Genomic DNA, 18,432 nt, shown 5'->3' on the forward strand with positions numbered 1-18,432 from the left:
AAGGGTTAACCCTGCCAGCGCTGTTCTTTCATTCGTTCAAAAACAAACAGTTAGCTTGTAAAAAGTGCTGTGTTGTTCGCATGACGCACTAAAACATCTTAGATTTCAATTTGTTGGACTTTACTGCTCTCAGATCAGCCGGTTAAGCACTGAATGACATTGAGCTTAACCGTTTCAGCAGATTCAGATCTTGTTTCCGATCAAAGTCGGAGAGCTAACTCAGCCTTCCTGCTTTTTCACCTGCTGCCAGGCGTCTTCCATCTGCTCAAGTGTAGCATCTTCCATGTTTAAGCCTTTTCCACGGATAATTTCCTCGACCTGCCTGAAACGGCGCTCAAACTTGCGGTTGGCCGCCTGCAACGCATCTTCCGCTTTGTGGCCTAAATGGCGGGAAAGATTCACCGTCGCGAACAGCAGGTCGCCGATTTCCTCGCCGAGCTTTTCTTCATCGATCACTGCCTGACGCGCTTCAAACATCACTTCGTCGATCTCTTCGTAGACTTTGTCGAGCACCGGCCCGAGTGTGGTCCAGTCGAACCCGACATTCGAACAACGTTTCTGAATTTTGTGTGCTTTCATCAGCGCAGGCAACGCGGAAGGAATGTCATCAAGCGCCGAATGCAGGGATTTCTCCGCCCGCTCTTGTGCCTTACGCGCTTCCCATTTGACCAGCACATCCTGACTGCTGGCGTCTTTCGACCAGGCCGCTTCCTGCCCAAAGATTTGCGGATGGCGGCGCTCTAATTTGTCCGAAATAGCATTGCAGATATCGTCAAACTCAAACAGCCCTTGTTCGCTGCCCATCTGCGCGTAAAACACCACCTGAAACAGCAGATCACCCAGTTCGTCGCGCACATCGTCGTAATCTTTGCGGGCGATGGCATCCAGCACTTCGTAGGTTTCTTCCAGCGTGTACGGGGCAATCGTCTCGAAAGTTTGCTCTTTATCCCACGGGCAGCCCGCTTCAGGGTCGCGCAGGGTTTTCATAATGGTGAGCAGGCGTTGTAAAGAAGAGTCGGTCATAGGATCTGTCCGTTTTAAAAGAGATGAGTCAAAAACATAAAAGAAAAGGCCCGACTGGCGGGCCTTATAAGCGTTTGATCAGCTGCCGTGAAGCCGCTTGGCTTCAATTACATCCGGCAACTGGTTCAGTTTGGCAATCACACGTCCCAGCACCTGCGGGTTGTAGATTTCGATATCCATGTCGATAGTCGCCAGTTGCTGGCGTGTGTCGCTGCGGCTGGCAACACCGAGTACGTTCACTTTTTCATTGGCAAGAATCGTGGTGATATCACGCAGCAGGCCGCTGCGGTCGTTAGCCACCACACGTACCACCAGTGAATACCCGCTGGAGTAACTTTCGCCCCATACGGCATCGACCACACGTTCCGGCGCATTCGAACGTAAATCTTCCAGTTGATCACAGTCGGCACGGTGGATGGAAATCCCGCGGCCCTGAGTGATGTAACCGACGATTTCGTCGCCCGGGATCGGCTGACAACAGCGCGCAATGTGGTGCATCAGATTACCGACACCTTCAACCACCACGCGGCCATTGTCTTTGGTACGGGTCGGTGGCGGTGTGGTTTTCTGCGTCAGCTGGCGCAAAGCTTCTTTATCCAGCTCTTCCGCACTCGGCTTTTTCAGCTGCGATTGCAGGAAGTTCACCATCTGATTCAGACGGATATCGCCGTTACCGATTGCGGCCAGCACTTCATCCAGCGAGTTGACGTTGTAGCGCGGCAGCAGCAGTTTCTCGGCATCTTTGATGCTGATATCCAGTCTGTCCAGCTCGTCATCGAGGATTTGTTTACCGGCAATAATGTTCTTATCGCGATCCTGTTTACGGAACCAGTTTTGAATTTTCGAGCGCCCGCGGCTGGTCGTGACGTAACCCAGACTTGGGTTCAGCCAGTCGCGGCTTGGGTTCGCATGCTTCTGGGTGATGATTTCAATCTGATCGCCCATATGCAGCTGATAGGTGAACGGCACGATGCGGCCGCCAATTTTCGCCCCGATACACCGGTGCCCCACATCACTGTGGATGTGATACGCAAAGTCGAGCGGCGTGGAGCCCATCGGCAGGTCGATCACGTCGCCTTTTGGCGTAAACACGTAGACGCGATCGTCGAACACCTGGCTGCGCACTTCGTCGAGCATTTCGCCCGAATCGGCCATTTCTTCCTGCCACGCGATAAGTTTTCGCAGCCAGGCAATACGACCTTCGTAGCCCCCGCTGCGGCCACCGACCACAGCGGTGCCTTCTTTGTATTTCCAGTGCGCCGCGACGCCCAGCTCAGCATCTTCATGCATCTGACGCGTGCGGATCTGCACTTCCAGCGTTTTCCCACGCGGCCCCAGCACCACAGTGTGAATCGACTGATAACCGTTCGGTTTCGGGTTGGCGACATAATCGTCGAACTCATCCGGCAGATGGCGGAAATGAGTGTGCACAATCCCTAACGCGGCGTAACAATCCTGTAAACGCTCCACCACAATACGCACGGCACGCACGTCGAAGAGTTCGTCGAAGGACAGGGATTTTTTCTGCATCTTGCGCCAGATGCTGTAGATATGCTTGGGACGGCCGTAAACATCAACTTTGATGCCCTCTTCGGCCATCGCATTTTTAACGGTCGAGACAAAATCGTCGATGTACTGCTCACGGTCGATACGGCGTTCATGCAACAGTTTGGCAATGCGTTTGTATTCGTCAGGATGCAGATAACGGAAGCAAAAATCTTCCAGCTCCCATTTCAACTGGCCGATACCCAGACGGTTAGCCAGCGGCGCATAAATATTGGTACATTCTTTGGCCGCCAGTACGCGCTCTTCTTCCGGCGCATCTTTCACTTCGCGCAGATGAGCGATACGTTCAGCCAGTTTCAGCACCACGCAGCGGAAATCTTCCACCATCGCCAGCAGCATGCGGCGGACGTTGTCCACCTGCTCGGAAGCCATGGAATCGTTTTGCGTGGCTTTCAGCTGGCGGATGGCATCCATATCACGCACGCCATGTACTAGATCAGTAATGGCTTTACCGAACTGTTGGGTCAGGGTGTCTTCATCAATGATGCCGTCATCAACCAGCGGAAACAGCAGCGCCGCGCGCATACTGTCGTTATCCATGCTGAGGGTCGAGAGGATTTCAACCATCTCCAGACCGCGCCATAGCAGCAGCGAGGCGTCAGGATGGCCCTGCGTTTGTTGCTCGCAGTAGCGCCAGGTTTCGGCTAAACGCTCACATGATTGCTGGCTGGACAGTCCTAAACTATTAATCCAGTCGTCGAGCGCGAACTCGCCAGCCGTGTTCAGATGTGCACTTCTTACCGCAACCATACCCTCTCCCTACGTTTCTGACACAACACCTGTGTCAGACGGGTTGATAAACAGAGCCATCGATTCAAGGTGACCGGTGTGCGGGAACATATCCAGCATACGCACCCCGGCCAAACGATAACCCGCCTCCAACAAAATTTTACTGTCCCGCGCCAATGTTGTGGGGTTGCATGACACATACACCACACGCGCCGGGGCAAGCTTAACAATATGCGTCATCACGCCAGCAGCGCCACCCCGGGCCGGGTCCAGCAAGATTTTATTGAAACCTTGTGCCGCCCAGGGTTGTTTACTGACATCATCTTCCAGATTCTCATGGAAGAAGGACACATTCTCTAATCCATTATTCCGGGCATTATCTTGCCCATTCGCCACCAGTGTAGCAACACCTTCGACGCCGACAACCTGGTTAGCTCTTTTTGCCAGCGGAAGGGTAAAATTCCCCATCCCGCAGAACAAATCCAGCACGCGATCTTCCGGCGTCAGTTCCAGCCAGTCCAGGGCCTGCGCCACCATTTGCTGGTTAACGGCATCATTCACCTGAATAAAATCGCGCGGGCCAAATTTCAGATTCAAACCATCAATCTGATAATAAGGGGGTTCGCCGCACAAAGGCTCCAGAGTCTCGCTGTCAGGCGCCAGAAAAATCGTTAACTGATGTTGCGCCGCAAACGCCGTCAGGCGCGTACGATCGGCTTCACTGAGCGGATCAAGATGACGCAGCACCAACAGCGGGCCGTTATCCGCCAGCACCATTTCCAGATGCCCGAGGCGTTTCGCCGCCGATAATGACGACAAACATTCCTGCACCGGCACCAGCAGTTGCTCCAGTTCAGGCCGCAGAACAGGACATTTAGTGATGGCTACCAGATCGTTGGAGCCTTCCTGACGGAACCCCATCACCAGCGGGCCGCTGACGGCACCGGCTTTACGCCCCGGTTTAACGCCCGCAATTTGCAATCCCAGACGCGCACGACGGCGGTAACCGTATTGCGGACCGGCAATCACTGGCAGCGGATCCGCCAGAATACCGGTTTCGCGGGAAATCAGGCGTAATAACGCCGCTGATTTACTGCGCTGTTGCAGTGCCTCGCTGGCGTGCTGCTGTTGACACCCGCCGCAAGTGGAATAGTGCGGACACAGCGGTTTTACCCGATCGTCGCTGGTGGTCAGCAAACGCTTCAGCTTACCTTTGGCGTACTTGCTTTTATCTTCTGTTAAAGTGACTTCGGCCTGTTCGCCGGGCAGTAAACCACTGACAAATACGGCTTTGCCATTGTGGCGTGCCACACCTTGCCCGAAAGTATCGAGGTCGGTGGCGGTCACAGTTATCGTTTGCCGGGTCGTCACGCGACGGTTCGGAGAGTAGAATTGAGCCATTATTGTCGATTACACGCTGGTTTATTAAGCTTACTTTAGCTAATTCTCCCACATTGGAACCTCATGACCAAATATAGCCTTCGCGCACGGATGATGATCCTGATTCTGGCACCGACATTAATGATCGGTTTGCTGCTCAGCACCTTCTTTGTGGTGCACCGCTACAACGAGTTGCAGAACCAGCTGACAGAAGCCGGAGCCAGTATTATCGAGCCTCTGGCAGTCGCAAGCGAATATGGCATGACGTTCCGGGAACGCGAACCGGTGAAACGGCTGATCAGCCGTCTGCACCGTAATCACTCTGATATTGTACGCAGCATCAGTGTGTTTGATGGCGAGAACAAACTGTTTGCCAGTTCGACCAGCCAGCATGACGACAGTCCGTTGCAGGTAAAACGCATCGAAGACATTCCGCGTGAGCTGACGAAAACCCGTTCCGGCGATGTGCTGATCCTGCGCACGCCCATTCAGGCTGAAAACCATACGGAAGCGGATGACGAAACCTTCAGTGCCTCGCCGGACAACCGGCTGGGTTATATCGCCATTGAACTGGATTTACGTTCGGTAAAACTGGCGCAATATCAGGAAGCATTCGTATCCACCATGCTGTTATTGCTGTGTCTGGGTATCGCCACGCTGTTCGCTTACCGCCTGATGCGCGACGTGACAGGACCGATCCGTAACATGGTGAATACCGTTGACCGCATCCGCCGCGGGCAGCTCGACAGCCGCGTGGAAGGCAACATGCCGGGCGAACTGAGCATGCTAAAAAACGGCATTAACTCGATGGCGATGTCGCTGACGGCCTACCACGAAGAAGTGCAGCAGAATATCGATCAGGCAACGTCAGACCTGCGCGAAACGCTGGAGCAGATGGAAATCCAAAACGTCGAGCTGGATCTGGCGAAGAAACGTGCCCAGGAAGCGGCGCGTATCAAATCTGAATTCCTGGCCAATATGTCTCACGAGCTGCGTACCCCGCTCAACGGTGTGATCGGCTTTACCCGCCAGACACTGAAAACGCCGCTTTCGCCAACGCAGGCGGACTATCTGCAAACCATTGAGCGCTCCGCGAATCACCTGTTAACCATCATTAATGACGTGCTGGATTTCTCCAAGCTGGAAGCCGGCAAACTGGTACTCGAACATATTCCGTTCTCGCTGCGTGAAATGCTCGATGAAGTGGTTATTTTGCTGGCGCACACCGCGCATGATAAAGGTCTGGAACTGACGCTGAACGTCCACAACAACGTGCCGGAAAACGTGCTGGGCGATCCGATGCGCATGCAGCAAGTGGTGACTAACTTGCTGGGAAATGCGATTAAATTTACTGAAACCGGCAACATCGATATCAATGTCGAGCTGCGTTCGCAGAACAATTTGCAGGTGGAACTGGAAGTGCAGATCCACGATACCGGCATCGGGATTTCCGAACGTCAGCAGTCGCAATTGTTCCAGGCTTTCCGTCAGGCTGATGCCAGCATTTCGCGCCGACATGGCGGCACCGGATTAGGGCTGGTGATCACCCAGCGTCTGGTGAAAGAAATGGGCGGAGACATCAGTTTCTACAGCCAGCTGAACCGCGGTTCGACCTTCTGGTTCCACGTCACGCTCGAGCTGAATGAAAACCGTCATATTACGCCGGTTTCCATGAATCATCTTGAAGGCAAACGTCTGGCCTATGTTGAAGCCAATCCGGCGGCGGCGAAAGCCACGATGGAAATCCTGCAGGCCACACCGCTGGATATCACACATCGCACCACGCTGGCTGCGCTTCCTGAGCCATGGTACGACATCATGTTGTGCAGCATTCCGGTCAAACCGGATCAGGTTCTGGCGGACTACGAGGGTAAATTGCAGAAAGTGCTGGGCATGACACAGCACCTTCTGCTGGCGCTGCCGAGTCAGTTCCAGGTGGATGCCGAAGAATTGAAAAGGCGTGGCGTTCAGGCCTGTCTGATTAAACCGATGTCGAGTATCCGCCTGCTGCCGCTGTTGTTACATGAACAACAGGCTTCCGTCAGGGTGATCGGTAACGACGAAGATAAAACCTCGCGTCTGCCGCTGACCGCCATGGCGGTGGATGACAATCCGGCAAACCTCAAACTGATTGGCGCCTTGCTGGAAGAACTGGTGGAAACCACCGTGCTTTGTCACAGCGGTGAAGAAGCCATCGATGTCGCACGTCATACCGATCTGGATATTATTCTGATGGATATTCAGATGCCGGATATCGACGGCATTCGCGCCAGCGAAATCATCCACCAGATGGCGCGCCATGCCAAAACGCCGGTGGTGGCCGTCACCGCGCACTCGCTGAGCGGCGAGCGTGAACAGTTACTGAAACTGGGGATGGACGATTACCTGTCTAAACCCATTGATGAAAGCATGCTGAAAAATGTTCTGTCGCGCCATCATCAGCATCAGACACAGCTGGATTCACCGTTGCAGGCCAGCGAGTCACTCGCGCCGATCAGCACACTCGACTGGCAACTGGCACTGAGTCAGTCAGCCAATAAAGTCGCGCTGGCGCAGGATTTGCTGCAAATGCTGGTGGAGTTTCTGCCGCAGGTGGCAGAACGGGTGGAAGCCGTCACGCGTGGCGAACCGGACGACGATATTCTGGCGCTCATCCACAAGCTTCATGGCAGTTGCAGCTACAGCGGCGTACCGCGTCTGAAACGGCTGTGTTTCTACATTGAACAACAGCTTCGTCAGGGCGTCAGCGTGGAAACGCTGGAACCGGAATGGTTTGAACTGCTTGATGAAATTGACAACGTGAAGCGTGCAGCAGTGGCGTATTTACCGAGGTAGTCATTAAAAAGATTAACGCCCGGCATCGTCCGGGCGTTTTCGTGTCGTCAGAACCAGGTCGTCACCGCGCCGGTCACATCCCACTGTTCATTCACCAGCAACAACTGACGCCATTTGTCGAACGTCAGGCACGGATGGCAGATATCAAATACCAGCATGTCGCCGACTTTCAAATCCGCATCTTCCGGGATCGACATAAACGCATGCTGATCCATCATCGCGAACACTTTCCAGTCGTCAGGCGCGGGCACCACCGTGGTGTATCCGGCCTGTGTGGCGCTGCGCGGACGAAAATGTCCGGCCGCTTTCGGGTATCCGGCATCATAACCGGCATCACGTTTGCCGAACGCAATAATGGCCCTGCCCGGTTCCGGCAACGACTGCACGGCTGCCCAGACCTGCAATGCTGGCTGTAAACTGCTGTTCATTTCACGCGCCACCGGATTGCTGGTTTGCATGCGTTCCAGCGCCGCCTGATACGCGCCAACGTCGTGTGTCACGTAACAACCGGAACGCAGAATGATATCCAGCACGTAGCGTTTTTCTGCATCAAGATGGGTTTCTTCCCGCGTCAGTTCCTCGGCAACCACATCGAACCAGGCGGAACCTGCACCGGTCAAAATCACCTGGGGTTCAGCAAATTCTCCGGCCTGCGCCAGCGCTTCGGTACGTGTCATCACGTGACGCAGGAAACGGCGGATCACCGCTTCATCATTGCTCACGCCTTCATAAAGCTCGACGCCGACCAGCGCCAGTGACTGCGGCCAGCGCTTCACCGCCGCCAGTACGTCGGCTTCCTGTTGTTCGGTGCGAATACCGGTGCGCCCGCCCGTTATGCCGTACTCAAACATCACCCGCAGTTTCTGCCGCTGGCTGGCAAAATAGTGCCCGAGCGCATCGGCGTTCTCAGCAGAATCCACGATGCAGGTAAAATCAAATGCCGGGTCATCACGCAGCAACCCGGCAATGATTGCCATGTTGCCTTTCCCCACCAGCTGATTCGCCATGATCACTTTGCGCACACCGTGCCGGAACGCGGCATTAACCTGCGGTGCCGTTGCCAGCGTGATGCCCCATGCGCCGAATTCCAGCTGCATCTGATACAACTCAGGGCTCATGGTGGTTTTGCCGTGCGGTGCCAGTTTGAGCTGATAACGCTGGATAAATTCACGCATCCAGGAAAGGTTGTGTTCGATTCTCTCTTCGAGCAGCACCGCCACCGGCAGGCTGACGTCTTCACGCAGGATATTCCAGCCCTGTTCACGGATATCGCGCATGCGCGCACCGTCACTCAGCGGCCCCAGCCCTTTCGTTTGCGTATTAACCGGCTGCTGTGAAAAATCGATCTCTGACATACGTGTTTTCTCATTGGCGAATGTCTTTAAAACCTAACGTAAAACCGAGGGAAATAAAATACAAAAACCGGCGCAGGCTGGGCCTGAACACCGGTTTTATATCCTGAGTGCTGTCGGTTAAAGCTTTTGCGATAACTTAATAGTGGCGGCAATATTTCGTGCTGATTTACGCAAGTTGTCTGCGGCGTTTTTCAGGGCATCATCGAGCGTACAAATGCTGTAGAGCACGCTGAAAACAGCATCCAGACCATGGTCGTAAACGACATCAACATCTTTTGTCAGACTGCCGGCAATACCAATCACGGGCTTGTTGTAACGTTTAGCCACCCGTGCCACACCAATTGGCACTTTGCCATTGATGCTCTGACTGTCAATCCGCCCTTCACCGGTAATCACCAGCGTGGCATCTTTCACCAGTTCATCCAACCCCAGCGCATCGGTGACGATCTCAATGCCCTGGCGCAGTTCGGCATGACAGAACCCGTAAAGTGCCGCTCCCATGCCACCGGCAGCACCGGCTCCGGGAACATGCTCAACGTCGATACCCAGATCCTGTTTGATCACCCGGGCGTAATGATGCAGATAGCCGTCGAGCTGTTCGATCATCTCCGGTGTTGCCCCTTTTTGCGGGCCAAAGATGGCAGAAGCTCCGTCCTTGCCGGTCAGTGGATTCGTGACGTCACAGGCCACTTCAAAGCGGCATGTTTTAATTCGCGGATCCAACCCGCTGATATCAATGTGGTGCAGTTTTTCCAGCTCGCCGCCGCCCTGACCAATAGATTTGCCATCTTTGGTCAGCAACTTCGCGCCCAGCGCCTGCATCATGCCAGCGCCACCATCGTTGGTAGCGCTGCCACCAATCCCGATAATGCAGTGTTTTACGCCGTGGCCGAGAGCAGAATGGATCAGTTCACCTGTACCATACGACGTGGTTTTCAGCGGATTACGTTGCGCCGGAGGAACACTTTCCAGCCCGCTGGCCGCCGCCATTTCGATGAAAGCGATTTTCTCATCACCTGAAAGGCCAAAAAACGCTTCAAGCGGGGTGCCCAGTGGTCCGGTGACATTCACCTTCACCACACGCCCACCGGTAGCCGCCACCATGGCCTCTACCGTGCCTTCGCCGCCATCGGCAACCGGCAACTTGACGTACTCTGCCTCGGGGAAAATCTCACGGAACCCACTCTCGATGGCTTTTGCCACATCCAAAGCAGACAAACTTTCTTTGTATGAATCCGGTGCGATCACTATTTTCATAAAGTCATTACCTTCATAAACTGCACGCGCCGATGTGGAAAAGCGTCCTGTCAGTTTTGCATCCTGCCTGAAGGGCCGCGCGCCAGCCGTGTTCATTCAGCGCCGCGCGTCCGCCGCAGACTAACGGGTAACTTCAACCTTCGCTAAGGTTTCATAATAGCGTGCAATAGCGCTATGGTCAGATTGCCCGTGACCATCCGCTTTCAATGCCTGCATCATTTCCATGACCAGCGAGGTCAGAGGCAGTTGTGCGCCGACGCTGTGTGAGGTGTCCAGTGCGTTCGCTAAATCTTTGATGTGTAAATCAATACGGAAGCCCGGTTTGAAGTTGCGATCCATCACCATCGGCGCTTTCGCTTCCAGCACGGTACTGCCTGCCAGACCACCACGAATTGCCTGGAAAACCAGATCCGGATCCACGCCCGCTTTGGTTGCCAGCACCAGTGCTTCTGACATCGCCGCAATGTTCAGCGCCACAATCACCTGGTTCGCCAGCTTGGTCACGTTGCCTGCACCAATATCACCGGTATGCACCACCGAACCCGCCATGGATTTCATGATTTCATAGCATTTATCAAACACAGCTTTGTCGCCACCCACCATCACGGACATGGTGCCGTCGATGGCTTTTGGTTCACCACCGGAGACCGGCGCATCGAGCATCGCGATTTGTTTAGCGGCCAGCGCCTCACTGATTTCACGACTTGCCAGCGGCGCGATAGAACTCATGTCGATGAAAATGGTGCCCGGACGAGCGCCTTCAATCAGACCATTTTCGCCCAGCGCCACGTCTCTCACCTGCGGCGAGTTTGGCAGCATGGTGATGATCACATCAGAAACCGCAGCCACCGCTTTTGGTGTGTCTGCGGCTGTCGCGCCGAGTTGGACAATTTCGCCGACGGTATCCTGATTGCGGTCCATAACGACCAGCTCGTAACCTGCTTTCAGCAGGTTTTTGCTCATAGGCTTGCCCATGATGCCTAAACCAATAAAGCCAATTTTCATTCGGGTATCCTCTTTATATTGATGTAATGAGAGCGAATCACTGGGTGAAGCGATCGCACAGCGCCTGTGTGCCTGCACGGAAAACGCCTAAATCACTGCCGACAGCCACGAAGGTCGCTCCCCACTCCAGATAACGGCGGGCATCCGCTTCAACCGGTGCCAGAATACCGCTCGGTTTGCCATGCGCTTTTGCACGCGCAAAAATGTGACGGATAGCGGCCTGCACGTCCGGGTGTCCGGCGTTGCCCAGATGCCCCATGCCTGCGGCCAGATCACTCGGGCCGACGAAAATGCCATCGATGCCATCAACGGCAGCAATCGCGTCCAGATTATCGACGCCCTGCTGGCTTTCGATTTGCACCATCACCGCGATGTTGTCATTGATGCTGTTGAAGTAATCCGGCACGGTGCCGAACATGTTGCTGCGGTGGGAAACGGAAACGCCGCGGATCCCGGCAGGCGGATAACGGGTAGAAGCAACGGCCAGCTCAGCCTGTTCCTGTGTTTCCACAAACGGCACCAGGAAATTGTAGAAACCGATATCCAGCAGACGTTTAATCACCACCGGATCGTTGAATTGCGGACGAACTACCGGCGCGCTGCGGCTGCCTTTCAGCGCCATCAGCTGCGGCACAAAAGTGCTAACATCGTTTGGCGCGTGTTCGCCGTCGAGCAGCAGCCAGTCAAAACCTGCGAGGCCAAGCACTTCGGTTGAGATCGGGCTGGATAATGCTGACCAACAGCCAATCAGGGTTTTCCCTTGCAATAAGTCCTGGCGGAACCGGTTTGGAATCATTTGATTACTCATATCTGACCTCATAAAAGGGGGCAGAGCCGGGATGCCCGGATTACCCCGCATCGCAATTTACTATTTCTTAAGTTCCAGACGTTTGATATCGCCGACCACCAGCAGATAGCAAAGCATCGCCATCAGTGCTGAACAGCCCACAAAAATTAATGCCATATTGAAAGAATGCAGACCTTTCACGATGTAGCCGATCACCAGCGGCGTCACGATGGAGGCCACGTTACCGAACACGTTGAAGATGCCGCCGCACAGACCGATGACTTCTTTTGGCGCAGTATCCGCAATCACTGGCCAGCCGAGCGCTCCGAAGCCTTTACCGAAGAACGCCAGCGCCATCAGGGTGACGACCAGTACGTTATTGTCCGTGTAGTTACACAAAATGATGCTGGTGGCTAATAACATGCCCAGCACGATAGGAATTTTACGCGCCACGGTCAGCGAGTAGCCGCGTCTGATCAGAAAATCTGAGAACACGCCACCCAGCACACCGCCCGCAAAACCACACAGCGCAGGAATTGCGGCAATCATCCCCACTTTAAGAATAGACATGCCCTTTTCCTGAACCAGATAAATCGGGAACCAGGTCAGGAAGAACCACGTAATACTGTTAATGAAATACTGTCCGAAGAAGATCCCAAGCATCATGCGGCTGCTCAGCATCTGACGAACGTAGCTCCATTTCGGGCCACTTTTCGCGCTGTCCGTTTTCTTGTGGTCGATATCAACAACGGCACCGCCGTCTGTCAGATACTCCAGCTCACTTTTAGAAATATGTGGATGTTCCGGCGGGTTGTGAATGAATTTGATCCACACCAGCGTCAGGACAAAACCCAGCACGCCCATCACGATGAAAACATGTTCCCAGCCCCAGGCATAAGTCAGCCAGCCCAGTAAAGGCGAAAACAGTGCCAGTGAGAAATACTGTGCGGAGTTAAAAATCGCGGAAGCCGTGCCGCGTTCAGTGGTCGGGAACCAGGCAGCCACAATACGGGCGTTCGCCGGGAAGGATGGAGCTTCGGAGAAACCGAGCATGAAACGCAACATGAACAGCGTCAGTGCGCCGTACGCCAGCGGGAACCAGCCCACAAAACCCTGCAACAGGGTGAACAGCGACCAGAAGAACAGGCTGTAGGTGTACACTTTTTTGGAGCCAAATCTGTCCAGCAGCCAGCCGCCGGGCAATTGCATAATCAGATAAGCCCAGCCGAACGCGGCAAAGATTTGTCCCATGTCGGCAGCATCCAGGCCCAGCTCACGCGCGACCTCGGTTCCCGCGATAGAGAGCGTTGCGCGGTCAGCGTAATTCACCGCCGTGATTAAAAAGATAATCAGCAAAATATAGTAACGGATATGGGTCCGTACCTTACTTTGCGCGATTGTCCCGGACTGAGATTGAATGTTCATGGTGACCCTCATTGTCATAATGCGAAAATTTTTCAGGGAGCTCACCGTTATTGAAATAACGTTTTTCGTTCACCTGTGGTTATTCGCCGTACAGCGTCTTAATTCGAAACAGGCAATAAACACTTTATTTATGATCGCCTGAAATTTACCTGTATTACTTTCAACGTCACCTTCAGAGGGCCAATACAGTATAAAAAGGAGGCCACGAAATAACACTGTGCATTCGCCCAAGAATAGCCCCGTTGATTGTGACTATTCTTTTGCATCCACACATCGGTGTGGGAGGAGAATCACAGATTGTGCGGAACCGATAACCGCTCAAATCAAAGGGTGATTTACATCACATTTATTCTGTCACCTGCCACACAGAATGACGTTCATCGGGCAAAAAGCTGGTCAGTTGCACAATGAGGTTGCCGGAAGACTGCCTTATAATGGATGCCATACCCTGTATTACCAGAGCATGTTTACAAGAACATTATTGAGCGTCAACTTCAGATAATTTACCGGAATTTTTTGTTCCGGGATGTTTAATAAACGCGGAGACAGTTATGTCACGTAATAAAGATAAAGAACACGCTACCGAAGCGCTTTTTATTAAAGTTCATGAAAGCGATAACGTAGCGATTATTGTGAATGACAACGGCTTAAAAGCCGGCACCCGATTTGCGAATGGTCTGGAATTAATTGAGCATATTCCGCAAGGCCATAAAGTGGCGTTAGAACCCATTGCTAAAGGCGGCGATATTATTCGTTACGGAGAAGTCATTGGTTATGCCGTACGGGATATCGCGCAGGGCAGCTGGATTGATGAATCCCTGGTGGAATTACCGGTCGCCCCTGAACTTTACAGCCTGCCGCTGGCCACCCGTGTGCCACCCGCGCTGCCACCACTCGAAGGCTATACCTTTGAAGGCTACCGCAATGCCGACGGCAGCGTCGGCACCAAAAATCTGCTGGGAATCACCACCAGTGTGCACTGCGTGGCGGGCGTAGTGGATTACGTAGTGAAAATCATTGAACGTGATTTGCTGCCGAAATTCCCCAACGTCGACGGTGTCGTGGCACTGAATCATTTGTACGGTTGCGGTGTGGCGATTAACGCCCCTGCGGCCATTATCCCGATCCGTACCATCCACAATCTGGCGCTGAACCCGAACTTTGGCGGCGAAGTCATGGTGGTCGGTCTGGGCTGTGAGAAGCTGCAACCCGAGCGCCTGCTGGAAGGCACGCCGGATGTGCAGGCGATTTCACTCGATGACACGCACATTGTGCGTTTGCAGGATGAGCAACATGTCGGTTTCCAGTCGATGGTTGACGATATCCTGACGGTCGCACAATTTCATCTGGAACGCCTGAACCGCCGCCAGCGCGAAACCTGTCCGGCTTCCGATCTGGTTGTGGGCACACAATGCGGCGGCAGTGATGCCTTCTCCGGTGTCACCGCCAACCCGGCAGTCGGTTACGCTTCGGATTTGCTGGTGCGCTGCGGTGCAACAGTGATGTTTTCAGAAGTCACAGAAGTGCGCGACGCTATCCATCTGCTGACACCGCGTGCAGCGGACGTCGACGTGGGTAAACGTCTGCTGGAAGAAATGGCCTGGTACGATAATTATCTGTCGCTGGGACAGACCGACCGCAGCGCCAACCCGTCTCCGGGCAACAAAAAAGGCGGTCTGGCTAACGTGGTTGAAAAAGCACTGGGTTCGATTGCTAAATCCGGTACCAGTGCGATTTCAGAAGTGTTGTCTCCGGGACAACGTCCGACCAAAAAAGGCCTGATTTACGCCGCCACACCGGCCAGCGATTTCGTCTGCGGGACACAGCAACTGGCTTCCGGTATTACCGTTCAGGTATTCACCACCGGACGCGGTACGCCATACGGCCTGCTTGCCGTGCCGGTGATTAAAATGGCAACACGTACCACGCTGGCAAACCGCTGGCACGATCTGATGGATATCAATGCCGGGACAATTGCGACCGGTGATGCCACCATCGAGGATGTGGGCTGGGAGTTGTTCCACTTCATTCTGGACATCGCCAGCGGCCGCAAAAAAACCTGGTCAGACACCTGGGGCATCCATAATGCGCTGGCGGTGTTTAACCCGGCGCCGGTAACCTGAGTTACCGTTTTGCGGATAAACGAAAGGCCAGCAATGCTGGCCTTTTTTGTGCGTCTGATTTGATTCACAACTTACTGCGCCGCAGCGGCACCGGTTTGTTCTGCACCCACCAGCCCGACTTTCAGGTAACCGGCTTTACGCAAGTTATCCATCACGCTCATCAGCGTTTCGTAATCGACACTTTTGTCCGCGCGGAAGAAAATCGTACTCTGCTTGTTACCCTGAGTACGCTGATCCAGCATCGCGGTCATATTATCGCTGTTCACGGGCGTGTCGCCGAGGAACAGTTGCTTGTCAGCTTTCACCGACAGGAAAATCGGTTTCTCCGGACGCGGCTGCTGTTTTGCCGTCGAAGCCGGTAAATCCACCCGCACATCAACGGTGGCCAGCGGTGCCGCCACCATGAAGATGATCAGCAATACCAGCATGACGTCGATAAAAGGCGTGACGTTGATGTCATGCATTTCACCACTTTCGTCGATATCGTCGTTTAACCGAATAGCCATAATCTGTTCTTACCCTACGCGTAACTGACCTGTCTGACCGCGTGGCGCATTGCCTTCGCTGGCAGCCAGATCCAAATCACGGCCCTGTAACAGGATAATCTGCGCCGCCACATCGCCTACCTGATGACGGTAAGAGGTGATGGTACGGGCGAAAATATTGTAGATGACCACCGCAGGGATGGCTGCAACCAGACCCACAGCCGTGGCCAGTAAGGCTTCGGCGATACCCGGTGCGACGACCGCCAGATTGGTAGTCTGCGTCTGTGCGATACCGATGAAGCTGTTCATGATGCCCCATACGGTACCGAACAGGCCGACGAAGGGAGAGATTGCTCCGATGGTCGCCAGAATACCGTTGCCACGGCCCATGTAACGACCCGCGGCGCTGACGCGGCGCTCAAGGCGAAAACCGGTACGCTCTTTAATGCCGTTGTTGTCAGTCGATCCGGCAGACAGTTCCAGCTCGTTCTGCGCATCGCGTATCATCTGCGCGCTGATGCTGCTGGCAGCGAAACTTTCAGCCTGCTCGGCGGCTTCGTCCAGCGTACGAACGGAGGACAACGCATCAAATTCACGGCGCATACGGCGTTTGCCCGTGAAGACTTCCGCACCCTTGCTAAATAACAATGCCCAGGTGACCACAGAAGCCAGCAGCAGACCGATCATGACGGTCTTCACCACCACATCAGCGTGATGGTACATGCCCATAACAGACAAATCGGTTGGGATCACGGGTGCCGTCTCTGCTGGCGCGGGTTGCATCACCGGAGCTGGCGTTGCGTCACCGGTCGCCGGTGCGTCAGCCGTTGCAGGTTGAGTTGCTGCAGAATTGACGGCTTGTCCCGCCGGCGTCGCAGGTGCAGCCATCGCGTTGCCGCTCAGACCAGCAACCAACATTAACGACATCAGTAATGAGGTCGCCTCTTTCATCTTATTGCGAGCCGTTTTCACGCGTCGCCTCCAGCCAGAATCAGTGTGTAGAAGGAATGAATAACGCCGAATGATATCAAAGAAAAAGGCCTAATTGATAGTCGTTCTCATTATTATTTACATTGTCCCGCCTGCCGCCCGACGTGTCATTGACAGATGACAAGGTTTTTCCTGTTTGTACAAAGGTTGAACAATTTAACCTCCGTCACACTTTCAAAAAAAATCACACAGTAAATCAATCATCTGAGCTTCATTACTCAAGTTAAAACAACGTTTTAAATATTAAGCAACAGCTTTTTACATTTGTTACGAGTTTGTGATAACGCTCAAATACCGCACAACAAAAAATAGGATAAAGTGCATTCACTGGCGAAGACCTCACACCGGCACGTCATGCATCCCTATCATTTAAAAGCTTATTCAGACATTTTTCAAAATGAACCGGCAACGCCTCTGCGCCCGTCCTGTTCGATACTTGTTCACATTTATCTTTCCCTTACCGAGTACCCTGGAGACAAACTGATGAAAATGCAAAAAGCACTTCTCAGCCTTTGCCTGAGTTCCGCGACCCTCTTATTTACGCATGGCGTGTCAGCACAAACGCTGAAAGCCGCCGACGTGCATCCGCAAGGCTATCCCAACGTGGTCGCCGTCCAGCACATGGGCGAAAAACTGCAAAAGCAAACAGACGGACGCCTCGAAATTAAAACGTTTCCGGGCGGCGTGCTGGGAGATGAAAAGCAGGAAATTGAACAGGCGCAGCTCGGTGCGCTGGATATCATCCGTGTGTCGATGACGCCGGTTGCTTCGATTTTGCCAGAAATTAATGTCTTCACCCTGCCCTATATTTTCCGCGACGAAGACCATATGCACAAAGTGCTCGACGGTCAGATCGGTAAAGAAATCGGCGATAAAATCACCAACAACCCGAATTCACGACTGGTTTTTCTCGGCTGGATGGATGGCGGGACGCGTAACCTGATCACCAAAAAACCGGTGGTGAAACCGGAAGATTTGCACGGCATGAAAATCCGCGTACAGGGCAGTCCGATTGCGCTGGCAACGCTGAAAGCGATGGGTGCCAATCCGGTGGCGATGGGCGTCAGTGAAGTGTTCAGCGGCATGCAGACCGGCGTCATTGACGGCACCGAAAACAACCCGCCAACCTTTGTCGCCCATAACTACCTGCCGGTAGTGAAAAACTACACCTACAGCCGCCATTTCATCATCCCGGAGCTGTTCCTGTATTCAAAAGTGAAATGGGACAAACTGAAACCGGAAGACCAGCAGTTAATCCTCAAACTGGCGAAAGAAGCACAGGACGAACAGCGCGAACTTTGGAAAGCCTATAACGAGAAAGCCCTCGCCACGATGAAAGCGGGCGGCGTGAAATTCTATGAGATTGACCCCGCGACGTATGTCAAAGCCACGCAATCCGTGCGCGATGAATTCGGCAAAGACCATCAGGATCTGATGCAGCAAATCGCTGACGTGAAGTAAACCCTGACACC

At 53.7% G+C, this 18,432-nt stretch carries 13 protein-coding genes; 3 read left to right on the plus strand and 10 right to left on the minus strand.

Annotated features, from left to right (window positions below):
* Positions 1 to 219 precede the first annotated feature (219 nt).
* From mazG to rlmD, 3 genes are all read right to left on the minus strand, one after another.
* Positions 220 to 1,023, minus strand: coding sequence for a nucleoside triphosphate pyrophosphohydrolase (mazG, locus tag HGO41_RS15965; RefSeq protein ID WP_013573993.1), 804 nt, complete (start codon positions 1,021 to 1,023; stop codon positions 220 to 222).
* 78 nt (positions 1,024 to 1,101) lie between these two features.
* Entirely contained in the window at positions 1,102 to 3,339 is a 2,238-nt protein-coding gene (relA, locus tag HGO41_RS15970) for a GTP diphosphokinase (RefSeq protein ID WP_013573992.1), read from the minus strand.
* A 9-nt stretch (positions 3,340 to 3,348) separates the two neighbouring features.
* On the minus strand, positions 3,349 to 4,719 hold the full coding sequence (gene rlmD / locus HGO41_RS15975) for a 23S rRNA (uracil(1939)-C(5))-methyltransferase RlmD (RefSeq protein ID WP_217244135.1): 1,371 nt from the start codon (positions 4,717 to 4,719) through the stop codon (positions 3,349 to 3,351).
* 63 nt (positions 4,720 to 4,782) lie between these two features.
* Here rlmD and barA point away from each other — a divergent pair, with 63 nt between their 5' ends.
* On the plus strand, positions 4,783 to 7,533 hold the full coding sequence (gene barA / locus HGO41_RS15980; protein ID WP_013573990.1) for a two-component sensor histidine kinase BarA: 2,751 nt from the start codon (positions 4,783 to 4,785) through the stop codon (positions 7,531 to 7,533).
* 47 nt (positions 7,534 to 7,580) lie between these two features.
* On the opposite strand, the gene HGO41_RS15985 is transcribed toward barA, so the two are convergent.
* The 5 genes from HGO41_RS15985 to HGO41_RS16005 form a co-directional block, all read right to left on the minus strand.
* On the minus strand, positions 7,581 to 8,888 hold the full coding sequence (locus HGO41_RS15985) for an amino acid deaminase (protein ID WP_112152115.1): 1,308 nt from the start codon (positions 8,886 to 8,888) through the stop codon (positions 7,581 to 7,583).
* 117 nt (positions 8,889 to 9,005) lie between these two features.
* Positions 9,006 to 10,145: a glycerate kinase gene (locus HGO41_RS15990; RefSeq protein WP_013573988.1), complete on the minus strand. Its 1,140-nt coding sequence runs from the start codon at positions 10,143 to 10,145 to the stop codon at positions 9,006 to 9,008.
* A 120-nt stretch (positions 10,146 to 10,265) separates the two neighbouring features.
* Positions 10,266 to 11,204: a 2-hydroxy-3-oxopropionate reductase gene (gene garR, locus HGO41_RS15995; RefSeq protein WP_269147805.1), complete on the minus strand. Its 939-nt coding sequence runs from the start codon at positions 11,202 to 11,204 to the stop codon at positions 10,266 to 10,268.
* Positions 11,188 to 11,958 (minus strand): 2-dehydro-3-deoxyglucarate aldolase, encoded by a 771-nt coding sequence (garL, locus tag HGO41_RS16000; RefSeq protein ID WP_013573986.1) that lies wholly within the window; start codon positions 11,956 to 11,958, stop codon positions 11,188 to 11,190. Before garL ends, garR begins: the two co-directional genes overlap by 17 nt.
* Before the next feature lie 60 nt (positions 11,959 to 12,018).
* On the minus strand, positions 12,019 to 13,362 hold the full coding sequence (locus tag HGO41_RS16005; protein WP_015689387.1) for an MFS transporter: 1,344 nt from the start codon (positions 13,360 to 13,362) through the stop codon (positions 12,019 to 12,021).
* Positions 13,363 to 13,913: 551 nt separating this feature from the next.
* Between HGO41_RS16005 and garD the strand changes: the two genes are divergently transcribed.
* Positions 13,914 to 15,485, plus strand: a complete 1,572-nt coding sequence (garD, locus tag HGO41_RS16010; RefSeq protein WP_013573984.1) for a galactarate dehydratase — start codon at positions 13,914 to 13,916, stop codon at positions 15,483 to 15,485.
* Between the two features lie 71 nt (positions 15,486 to 15,556).
* On the opposite strand, the gene exbD is transcribed toward garD, so the two are convergent.
* Together exbD and exbB are read right to left on the minus strand one after the other, a co-directional pair.
* Positions 15,557 to 15,991, minus strand: coding sequence for a TonB system transport protein ExbD (gene exbD, locus HGO41_RS16015; RefSeq protein ID WP_013573983.1), 435 nt, complete (start codon positions 15,989 to 15,991; stop codon positions 15,557 to 15,559).
* Between the two features lie 9 nt (positions 15,992 to 16,000).
* Positions 16,001 to 16,921 carry a tol-pal system-associated acyl-CoA thioesterase gene (gene exbB / locus HGO41_RS16020; RefSeq protein WP_191996295.1) on the minus strand — a complete coding sequence of 307 codons (921 nt, stop codon included), beginning with the start codon at positions 16,919 to 16,921 and terminating at the stop codon, positions 16,001 to 16,003.
* 522 nt (positions 16,922 to 17,443) lie between these two features.
* On the opposite strand from exbB, the gene HGO41_RS16025 reads away from it, so the two are divergent.
* Positions 17,444 to 18,421, plus strand: coding sequence for a TRAP transporter substrate-binding protein (locus HGO41_RS16025; RefSeq protein WP_013573981.1), 978 nt, complete (start codon positions 17,444 to 17,446; stop codon positions 18,419 to 18,421).
* The last annotated feature ends 11 nt before the right edge of the window (positions 18,422 to 18,432 follow it).

The organism is Rahnella sp. CG8, from assembly GCF_023701875.1.
In the GTDB taxonomy this organism is placed as follows: domain Bacteria; phylum Pseudomonadota; class Gammaproteobacteria; order Enterobacterales; family Enterobacteriaceae; genus Rahnella; species Rahnella aceris.